At 67.5% G+C, this 9497-nt stretch carries 9 protein-coding genes; 6 read left to right on the top strand and 3 right to left on the bottom strand.

Translation table 11 applies throughout. The features are described 5' to 3' along the window. The 6 genes from VGC56_RS02995 to mmsB all read left to right on the top strand — a co-directional run. The coding region (locus tag VGC56_RS02995; RefSeq protein WP_464123200.1) for a CoA-acylating methylmalonate-semialdehyde dehydrogenase at positions 1 to 1344 on the top strand (1344 nt) is incomplete at its 5' end. A gap of 4 nt (positions 1345 to 1348) precedes the next feature. Then, complete coding sequence (locus VGC56_RS02990) at positions 1349 to 2302, top strand: polysaccharide deacetylase family protein (RefSeq protein ID WP_464123198.1); 954 nt, start codon at positions 1349 to 1351, stop codon at positions 2300 to 2302. Next, on the top strand, positions 2299 to 3441 hold the full coding sequence (locus VGC56_RS02985; RefSeq protein ID WP_464123196.1) for an acyl-CoA dehydrogenase family protein: 1143 nt from the start codon (positions 2299 to 2301) through the stop codon (positions 3439 to 3441). Before VGC56_RS02990 ends, VGC56_RS02985 begins: the two co-directional genes overlap by 4 nt. Positions 3442 to 3565: 124 nt before the next feature. Next, positions 3566 to 4606 (top strand): enoyl-CoA hydratase/isomerase family protein, encoded by a 1041-nt coding sequence (locus VGC56_RS02980; protein WP_464123194.1) that lies wholly within the window; start codon positions 3566 to 3568, stop codon positions 4604 to 4606. Next, complete coding sequence (locus VGC56_RS02975; protein ID WP_464123193.1) at positions 4603 to 5376, top strand: enoyl-CoA hydratase; 774 nt, start codon at positions 4603 to 4605, stop codon at positions 5374 to 5376. The genes VGC56_RS02980 and VGC56_RS02975 overlap by 4 nt, the downstream gene beginning before the upstream one ends. A 139-nt stretch (positions 5377 to 5515) precedes the next feature. Next, entirely contained in the window at positions 5516 to 6412 is an 897-nt protein-coding gene (mmsB, locus tag VGC56_RS02970; RefSeq protein WP_464123191.1) for a 3-hydroxyisobutyrate dehydrogenase, read from the top strand. Here mmsB and wecB read toward each other — a convergent pair. The 3 genes from wecB to VGC56_RS02955 form a co-directional block, all read right to left on the bottom strand. Beyond that, positions 6378 to 7568, bottom strand: coding sequence for a non-hydrolyzing UDP-N-acetylglucosamine 2-epimerase (wecB, locus tag VGC56_RS02965; RefSeq protein ID WP_464123190.1), 1191 nt, complete (start codon positions 7566 to 7568; stop codon positions 6378 to 6380). The genes mmsB and wecB overlap by 35 nt on opposite strands. A gap of 55 nt (positions 7569 to 7623) precedes the next feature. Then, positions 7624 to 7962: a hypothetical protein gene (locus tag VGC56_RS02960; RefSeq protein ID WP_464123188.1), complete on the bottom strand. Its 339-nt coding sequence runs from the start codon at positions 7960 to 7962 to the stop codon at positions 7624 to 7626. Between the two features lie 73 nt (positions 7963 to 8035). Further along, the gene (locus tag VGC56_RS02955) at positions 8036 to 9481 is read right to left on the bottom strand and encodes an FGGY family carbohydrate kinase (protein WP_464123186.1); all 1446 of its coding nucleotides are present in this window, start codon (positions 9479 to 9481) and stop codon (positions 8036 to 8038) included. Between the last annotated feature and the right edge of the window lie 16 nt (positions 9482 to 9497).

Here is a 9497-nt window from a genome sequence, read left to right as displayed (position 1 = left end):
AAGGAAGCCGGCCTGCCGGACGGTATCCTCCAGGTTGTTCATGGCGACAAGGAGATGGTTGATGCGATCCTCGACCATGACGAGATCAAGGCGATCAGCTTCGTCGGCTCCTCCGACATCGCCCAGTATATCTATGCGCGCGGCGACATCCAGCGCGGCCTCGAGGTGATCGAATATGCCTGCGGCATCCCGCACGCGCTGAAGGGCGAATATACGCAAGGGGCCGGCCCCGGCATCGACGTCTATTCGATGCGCCAGCCGCTCGGCCTGGTCTGCGGCATCACCCCGTTCAACTTCCCGGCGATGATCCCGATGTGGATGTTCGGCGTCGCCATCGCCTGCGGCAACGCCTTCATCCTGAAACCCTCCGAGCGCGACCCGTCGGTGCCGGTGCGCCTTGCCGAGCTGATGAAGGAAGCGGGGCTGCCCGACGGCATCCTCCAGGTCGTCCACGGCGACAAGGAGATGGTCGACGCGATCCTCGACCACCCGGAGATCCACGCGATCAGCTTCGTCGGTTCCTCCGACATCGCCCAATATATCTACGGCCGCGGCACCGCCAACGGGAAGCGGGTGCAGGCCTTCGGCGGGGCAAAGAACCACGGCATCGTCATGCCGGACGCCGACCTCGACCAGGTGGTGAACGACCTGACCGGCGCCGCCTTCGGCTCGGCCGGCGAGCGCTGCATGGCGCTGCCGGTCGTCGTTCCGGTTGGCGAGAAGACGGCGAACGATCTGCGCGCCAAGCTCATTCCGGCGATCGAAGGCCTGAGGGTCGGCGTCTCGACCGATGCCGAGGCGCATTACGGGCCGGTTATCAACGCCGCCCACCGCGAGCGGATCGAGAGCTATATCCAGATGTGCGCCGACGAGGGCGGCGAGCTGGTCGTCGACGGGCGCGGCTTCACGCTCCAGGGCCATGAGGAAGGCTTCTTCATCGGCCCGACCTTCTTCGACCATGTGAAGCCTGATTTCCGCTCCTACCAGGAGGAGATTTTCGGCCCCGTCCTGCAGATGGTCCGCGCCGACAGCTTCGAGGACGCCGTCCGCCTCCCGTCCGACCATCAGTATGGCAACGGCGTCGCCATCTTCACCCGCAACGGCCACGCCGCCCGCGAATTCGCCGCCCGCGTCAATGTCGGCATGGTCGGCATCAACGTGCCGATCCCGGTGCCGGTCGCCTACCATACGTTCGGCGGCTGGAAGCGCTCCGGCTTCGGCGACATCGACCAGCACGGGCCGGAGGGCGTGCGCTTCTGGACCAAGGTCAAGAAGATCACCCAGCGCTGGCCCGACGGCTCTGTGACGGGCGAGAACGCCTTCGTCATCCCGACCATGGGTTGAGGCGATGAGGCTTATCCGCACGCTCCTCGCCCTCCTCCTCGTCCCGCTGGTCGCCACAGCGGCGCACGCCGCGCCCGAGCACAAGCGAATCGCGCTCACCTTCGACGACGTGCCCCGAATGCCCGGGGCCTTCATGACGCCCGATGAGCGGACGCGGCGGCTGATCGAGGCGTTGCGCCGGGGCGGCGTCCGGCAGGCCGCCTTCTTCGTCAATCCAAGCGGTATCGAGGGACCTTCGGGCCAGGCCGGCGCCGAGCGGATCGCGGCTTACGTGCGCGCAGGCCACGTCATCGCCAACCACAGCTACAGCCACCAGCATCTCTCGCAGCTCACCGCCGACGCCTATATCGCGGATCTCGACCGGGGCGCTGCCTGGCTGAAGGGCCGGCCCGGCTTCCGCCCCTGGTATCGCTATCCGTTCCTCGACGAGGGGGGGAGCGACATCGCCAAGCGCGACGCGCTGCGCGCAGCGCTCCGCGCGCGCGGCCTTCACAACGGCTACATCACCTCCGACAGCAACGACTGGCTGATGGAGCAGCTCACCGTCGAGGCGAAGCGGGCGGCGCAGCCGATCGACATGAAGGCGCTGCGCGACCTCTACGTCCGCACCGTCGTCGGCTCCGCCGACTTTTCGGACGCGCTGGCGAGGAAGGCGCTCGGCCGCTCGCCCATTCAGGTCATGCTGATGCACGAGACCGACGTCGAGGCGCTGTTCGTCGCCGATGCGATCCGCGCCCTCAAGGCGGATGGCTGGGAGATCGTCACCGCCGACCAGGCCTTCGCCGATGCGATCGCGCGGGAGGAGCCGAACTCTATCCGACTCCCGATGGGGCAGATCGGAGCCATGGCGGACGCCCGCGGCGTCCCGGTGCGCGAGATTTACAACCCGGCTTTCCAGCAGGAGTGGATCGCCGCCGCCTTCGCGACCGAGGTTCTTCACAAGGCCCCTGCCCCATGAGCCAGTACGATCTCACCGACGAGCAGCGCCAGATCCAGGAGATGGCCCAGGCCTTCACCGCCGACGCGATCACGCCCCATGCCGCCGAGTGGGACGAGAAGCACATCTTCCCGCGCGACACGATCCGTGCAGCGGCCGAGCTCGGCTTCGGCTCGATCTACGTCAGCGAGGAGAGCGGCGGCATCGGCCTCGGGCGGCTCGAGGCGGCGTTGATCATGGAGGCGATGGCCTACGGCTGCCCCTCCACCTCTGCGTTCATCTCGATCCACAATATGGCGAGCTGGATGATCGACCGCTTCGGCTCGACAGCGGTGAAGGAGAAATACCTTCCCAGCCTCGTGACGATGGAGCGGATGGGCTCCTACTGCCTCACCGAGCCTTCCTCCGGCTCCGATGCCGCCGCGCTCAAGACCAAGGCGGTGAAGGACGGCGACGCCTACGTCGTCTCCGGCTCCAAGGCCTTCATCTCCGGCGGCGGCGAGAACGAGATCTACGTCGTCATGGCCCGCACCGGGCAGGAAGGGCCGAAGGGCATTTCCTGCCTCGTCGTCGAGAAGGACATGCCCGGCGTCAGCTTCGGCGCGCAGGAGAAGAAGCTCGGCTGGCACTCCCAGCCGACGGCGCAGGTTAATTTCGACGAGGTGAGGGTGCCGGCGGAGAATCTGGTCGGCGCCGAGGGCGAGGGCTTCCGCATCGCGATGATGGGGTTGGACGGCGGCCGCCTCAACATCGGCGCCTGCTCGCTCGGCGGGGCGCAGCGCTGCCTCGACGAGGCGGTGAAGTACACCAAGGACAGGAAGCAGTTCGGCCAGGCCATCGCCGACTTCCAGGCGACCCAGTTCACCCTCGCCGACATGGAGACCGAGCTGCAGGCCGCCCGCACCCTCCTCTACGCGGCGGCGGTGAAGGTAACGGAGAATGCGCCCGACAAGACGCGCTTCGCCGCCATGGCCAAGCGCCTGGCCACCGACACCGGCTCGTCCGTGGTGGACCGCGCCCTGCAGCTCCACGGCGGCTACGGCTACCTTCAGGATTACCCGATCGAGCGCTTCTGGCGCGACCTTCGCGTCCACTCGATCCTCGAAGGCACCAACCAGATCATGCGCGTGATCGTCGCACGGGACATGCTCCGCCAGTGATCCTTTTGTCTGCATTTCCCCTCTCCCGAGGGGAGAGGGGCAGGGGTGAGGGGGTACGGAAGCCGAGATCTTCCGCCCACGCCGTGAACCCCCACCCTGCCCTCCCCCTCAGGGGGAGGGGAAAGTGAGCGACGTCCTCACCCTCACCGACCACAAGGTCGGCCGCCTCCGCCTCGATCGTCCGAAGGCGATCCACGCGCTCACCCGCGACATGTGCTCGGCGATGATCGCGGCGCTCCTCGAGTGGCGGGAGCGACCGGAGGTCGAGGCGGTGATGCTCGATCATGCCGAGGGGCGCGGCTTCTGCGCCGGCGGGGACGTGGTGATGCTGGCGCGCAGCGGCGCCGGCGACGGCAGCGAGGCGCGGGCTTTCTTCTTCGAGGAATATCGCCTCAATCATCTCCTCTTCACCTACGCCAAGCCGACGCTCGCCTTCATGGACGGCATTACGATGGGCGGCGGTGTCGGCATTTCGCAGCCGTGCAAGTATCGCGTCGCGACGGAGAATACCCGGTTCGCCATGCCCGAGACGGCGATCGGCCTGTTCCCGGATGTCGGCGGCGGTTGGTACCTGTCACGGCTTCCGGGGCGCGTCGGCCAATATCTGGCGCTGACCGGCGCCCGGCTCGACGGCGCCGAATGCCTCGCCCTCGGCCTTGCCACCCACTACGTGCCGTCGCTCGGGCTCGAAGACTTGAAGGCCCGCATCGCCGCCGATCCGCAGCGGATCGAGGCGCTGCTCGAAGAGGCGTCTGCGCCGGCGCCGGAGGCAAAAATCACGGCGCACCAGTGCGACATCGATCGCCTGTTCGCCGCCGAAGATTATGAGGACGTGCTCGCCGCGTTGGAGGCGGACGGCTCCGAGTGGGCGAAGAGCCAGCTCGAGACGCTGAGCAGCAAGAGCCCGCAGGCCTGTAAGGTCTCGCTCCGTCTGCTCCACAATGGCGGTCTGATGCAGGCCTTTGCCGACGAGATGCGGCAGGAATATGCGGTCGCATCGCGGGTCGTTCAGCGGCACGATTTCGTCGAGGGCGTCCGCGCCCTGCTCGTCGACAAGGACAGCGCCCCCGTCTGGGCCCCGCCGACCCCGGAAGCGGTCACCCAGCATTTGATCGACACCATCTTCGCGCCGATGCCCGAGGGAGAGGAGTGGACGCCGTTATGACCTACGAAAACATCCTGGTGGAGCAGCGCGGGGCGGTGACATTGATCACGCTCAATCGGCCCAAGGCGCTGAATGCGCTCAACACGGCGGTGCTCGGCGAGTTGATCACCGCCTTCGCCGCTTATGACGCCGACGACAGCCAGCGCTGCGCCGTGCTGACGGGGAGCGAGCGTGCGTTCGCGGCGGGCGCCGACATCAAGGAAATGTCGAGCCAGGGCTTCGCGCAGATGTACGCCTCCAACTTCTTCGCAGGCTGGGAGAAGGTGACGGCGACCCGCAAGCCGTGGATCGCCGCGGTCGCCGGCTACGCTCTGGGCGGCGGGTGCGAGGTGGCGATGATGGCAGACTTCATCATCGCCGCCGACACCGCCCAGTTCGGACAGCCCGAGATCCGGCTCGGCGTCACGCCGGGCATGGGCGGCTCCCAGCGCCTCACCCGCGCGATCGGCAAGGCAAAGGCGATGGAAATGTGCCTTACCGGCCGCAACATGGGCGCGGAGGAAGCGGAGCGCGCCGGCCTCGTCGCCCGCGTGGTACCGGCGGCGGGCCTGGTCGACGAGGCGCTGAAGGCGGCGGAGGCGATCGCAGGCATGGCGCCGCTCGCCGCAATCGCCACCAAGGAGATGGTCAACGCCGCCTTCGAAATGGGTCTCGCCCAAGGCATCGTCTTCGAGCGCCGGCTGTTCCACGGCCTGTTCGGCACCGAGGACCAGAAGGAAGGCATGGCCGCCTTCGTCGACAAGCGTAAAGCGGCTTGGACGGGGCGGTGACGTCATCCTGACGAAAGTCAGGATCCATGAACATGGAAGTTGAAGTTCGGAGCCGCCGGTGTTCATGGATGCCGGATCGGGCCCCGTCAAAGTACCACTTTGATAGGGTCCCATCGGTCCGGCATGACGGGGTAGAACAATGGCACGCGTAGCATTTATCGGTCTCGGCAACATGGGCGGCGGGATGGCCGCGAACCTCGCAAAGGCGGGGCACGCCGTTACGTCGTTCGACCTTTCCGAGGCGGCGCTCGCCAAGGCGGAGGGGAATGGCTGCACCCGCGCCGCTTCGGCGGAGGAGGCGGTGAAGGATGCCGAGGCGGTAGTGACCATGCTCCCTGCAGGGAAGCACGTCCGCGAGGTCTATGAGACCAGCGTCATCGGCAAGGCGCCGGCCAGCGCCATCCTCATCGACTGCTCGACCATCGACGTCGCCACCGCGCGGGAGGAGATCGCGAAGGCGGAGAGCGCGGGATACCGCATGGTCGACGCGCCCGTTTCGGGCGGCATCGCCGCGGCCGACGCCGGCACCCTCACCTTCATGGTCGGCGGGGCCGACGAAGCCTTCGAAGCGGCGCGGCCGTATCTCGATCAGATGGGCAAGGCGGTGATCCACGCCGGTGCCGGCGGCGCCGGCCAGGGGGCGAAGATCTGCAACAACATGCTGCTCGGCGCCTCGATGGTCGCGACCTGCGAAACCTTCATCCTCGCCCAGAAGCTCGGGCTCGACGCACAGACATTCTTCGACATCGCGTCGAAGGCTTCGGGCCAATGCTGGTCGATGACCACCTATTGCCCCCTTCCCGGGGTCGGCCCCGTCACCCCGGCTGACCGCGACTATGAAGGCGGCTTTGCGGCGGCCCTGATGCTGAAGGACCTGCGGCTGGCGATGGAAGCGGCGCAAAGCGTCGACAGCTATACGCCGATGGGCGCCGCGGCCGAGGAGCTCTACACTCGCTTTGCCGAGTCGCTGGGCGGCGGCGGCAAGGATTTCTCCGGCATCATCAAGATGATCGACGATAGCTGGACCGCCCGCTGACACGGCGGTCGGTCGCGTGAAGGCGGCCGAGCTCCCGGGGATCCCGCGGCGACATGGGTAGCCGCACCGGCCCGGACCGCCGGCGGAGGTCTTCGACGCAGCGGCCGGCCGTCTTCCCGTCCCAAAGCGCCGGCCGCCGGACGGCTCGCGGCGCCGTCAGCGCCTTTTCGAGGTCGAGCAGCAGGGTTTCGGGGGCGGTCAGCCGGTTGCTGCCCTCGCTGATCGTCACCGGCCGTTCGGTATTCTCGCGCAGCGTCAGGCAGGGAATGCCGAGATAGGTCGTCTCTTCCTGGATGCCGCCCGAATCGGTGATGGCGGCCGCCGCCCCGGTCACCAGGCTCATGAAGCGGACATAAGGCAGCGGCTCGACCAGCCTGACGCCGGCACGCAGCAGGCGGCTTTCGAACAGCCCGGCCCCGAGCCGCTTCGCCGTGCGCGGGTGGACCGGAAAGACGAGCGGCAGCCTCCGCTGCGCCTCGATGAGGACGTCGACCAGCCGCAGCAGCTGCGCGGGCTCGTCGACGTTGGACGGCCGATGCAGCGTGACCACGCCGTAGCCGCCGCGGGGAAGGCCGAAGGCTTCGGGGACGCCCGCCGTCTCGATCGCCGGACGGACCAGCTCGAAACTGTCGATCATGATGTTGCCGACGCGCGTGATGCGCGTGTCGGCGATGCCCTCCGCCCGCAGATTCTCGTCGGCATCCGTCGACGGCGTCCAAAGGACATCGGACAGGACGTCGGTGACCAGGCGATTCAGTTCCTCCGGCATGGCGCGGTCGCGGCTGCGCAGCCCGGCCTCGAGGTGCACCACGGGAATGCCGAGCTTCGTGCCGACCTGGGCGCAGGCGGCGGTGGAATTGACGTCGCCGACGACGATCAGCCAGTCGGGACGGTTACTTAGCGCGACCTTCTCGTACGCGATCATAACGCCGCCGGTCTGCTCGGCATGGCTTCCAGACCCGACGCCGAGATGATGCTTCGGCTCCGGCAGGCCGAGATCCTTGAAAAAGGCGTCGGACATGTTGGCGTCGTAATGCTGGCCGGTGTGGACCAGCACCGGCTCGAAATCCGGCGCCGCGGCGAGCGCGCGCCAGAGCGGCGCGACCTTCATGAAATTGGGACGCGCGGCGGCGATCAGGTGGACATGTTGGACCATGCCCGCCGCATAGCCCGCAAGGTTTTAAGAATGCGTCAGCGCCGGGGGGCGGGCGTCACTTGTCCTTCTTTTTCAGCCGCGCCGACTTGATCTCGCCGACGATGCCGATGGTGGAGACATCGGCGACGCTCTGGCTGACCGTCACGCAATTCTTGAACATCGCGTTGCCGCAGACCTCCCAGACATCGCCCGGCTGCAGCGAGAGGCTGCCCGCATCCCAGCGCAACTCGAGGTTCGAATTGGCTTTGCGGACGTCGTAGCTCTCGCCGCTGTAAGCCTTGTCGTGATAGATGGTGAGTTCGTTCGGCAAGGTCCTGACGCCGGCGAGATCCTTGGCCGTGGCGGGTACGGCGATCGCGGCCATGGCGGCCGCGGCAATCGCAATCTTCCTCATGATCATCCCCTTTATTGCGGCTCGGGCGGCCGCTGGGAAAATTTCTATTCCGAACGATATGCCTTAGCAACGCTCAGCGCAGCACGCTGGCGAGCGCGGCGTGCCACCCCGCGATACGACCGCGAGTCGCCGCCTCAGGGGTGAACCGCTCGACTGCCCCCCGCATCGAGGCGGCCTCCTCCAGCGAGGCAAACATCCCGCACCCGACGCCCGCCAGCATCGCCGCGCCGAGCGCCGTGGTCTCCACATAGGACGGCCGCTCCACCGGCAGGCCGAGGACATCCGCCAGATCCTGGGCGAGCCAGGTATTTGACGCCATGCCGCCATCGATACGAAGCACCTCCCACTGAGCGCCATCGGCGGCGAACGCGGTCATCAGATCATGCGTCTGGTGGACCATGGCCTCGAGCGCGGCGCGGACGATGTGGGCGCGGCCGGTGGAGAGGCTGAGGCCGGAGATGGCGCCGCGGGCGTCGGCCCGCCAATGGGGGGCGCCGAGCCCGGAGTGGGCCGGCACGATGTGCACCCCTCCGCAGTCCTCGACCGAGCGCGCAAGCACTTCACTCTCCTCTGCGGAGGCGATCAGGCCAAGATCGTCGCGCAACCATTTGATGAGCGCACCTGCAACGAAAACAGAGCCTTCCAGGGCATAGCTCCGACTACCTCCCAACTGCCACGCGACGGTGGAAAGCAAGCGGTGCGCGCTTGGACGCGGTACAGCACCCGTGTTGGTGAGGACGAACGCGCCCGTGCCGTAGGTTGCCTTGGTGTCGCCGGCCGTAAAACACGCTTGTCCGATCGATGCCGCCTGCTGGTCGCCCGCCATCCCGCAGATCGGCAACGTCCGTCCGAAATGCTCGGCGAGGGAGGTACCGAAATCGCCCGCGCAGTCGACGATCTCCGGTAGCGCCGCTCGCGGCACGCCCCACATCGCGATCAGTTCATCGTCCCAGCCGCTCTCAAGCCCCATCAACGCGGTGCGCGAGGCGTTGGTGGCGTCGGTGACGTGGAGCCCGCCGCTCAAGCGGAAGACCAGCCAGCTCTCGACCGTGCCGATGCAGAGGTCGGCGCCCGCCTCCTTGAGCTGCGGCCAGTGCTCTAGCGCCCAGGCGGTCTTCGATGCGCTGAAATAGGGGTCGAGAAGCAAGCCGGTCCGTGCGTGGACCAACGATTCCCGCCCCTCCTCCTTGAGGCGGAGGCAGGCGTCGGCGGTGCGGCGGTCCTGCCAGACGATCGCCGGCGCCAGCGGCTTGCCGGTGCGCCGGCTCCAGAACACCACGGTCTCGCGCTGGTTGGCGATGCCGATCCCGGCGATCGTGTCGCTACCGGCGGCAACGGCGCGCGCGCAGGCGAGGCTCTCCCGCCAGATCTCCTCCGCGTCATGCTCGACCCAGCCCGGCTGCGGATAGCTCTGCGTCAGCGCCCGCTGCTCGACGGCGAGGCAGGTGCCGTCCGCGGCGAAGAGCATCGCTCGCGTGCTGGTGGTGCCTTCGTCGATGACGAGCAGAGTTTCATCCATGCGCTTTGGTGACACG

Origin of the sequence: Allosphingosinicella sp. (assembly GCF_036403745.1) — a bacterium.
Taxonomy (GTDB): domain Bacteria; phylum Pseudomonadota; class Alphaproteobacteria; order Sphingomonadales; family Sphingomonadaceae; genus Allosphingosinicella.
Note: the sequence above shows the minus strand (reverse complement) of the source record. Positions and strands in the feature narration are given on the sequence as shown.

Bases quoted from the DNA above. Each gene is read 5' to 3' on its own strand.
- VGC56_RS02990 (WP_464123198.1), top strand. From the start codon at position 1,349: ATGAGGCTTATCCGCACGCTCCTCGCCCTCCTCCTCGTCCCGCTGGTC.
- VGC56_RS02985 (WP_464123196.1), top strand. From the start codon at position 2,299: ATGAGCCAGTACGATCTCACCGACGAGCAGCGCCAGATCCAGGAGATG.
- VGC56_RS02975 (WP_464123193.1), top strand. From the start codon at position 4,603: ATGACCTACGAAAACATCCTGGTGGAGCAGCGCGGGGCGGTGACATTG.
- mmsB (WP_464123191.1), top strand. From the start codon at position 5,516: ATGGCACGCGTAGCATTTATCGGTCTCGGCAACATGGGCGGCGGGATG.
- wecB (WP_464123190.1), bottom strand. From the start codon at position 7,568: ATGGTCCAACATGTCCACCTGATCGCCGCCGCGCGTCCCAATTTCATG.
- VGC56_RS02960 (WP_464123188.1), bottom strand. From the start codon at position 7,962: ATGAGGAAGATTGCGATTGCCGCGGCCGCCATGGCCGCGATCGCCGTA.
- VGC56_RS02955 (WP_464123186.1), bottom strand. From the start codon at position 9,481: ATGGATGAAACTCTGCTCGTCATCGACGAAGGCACCACCAGCACGCGA.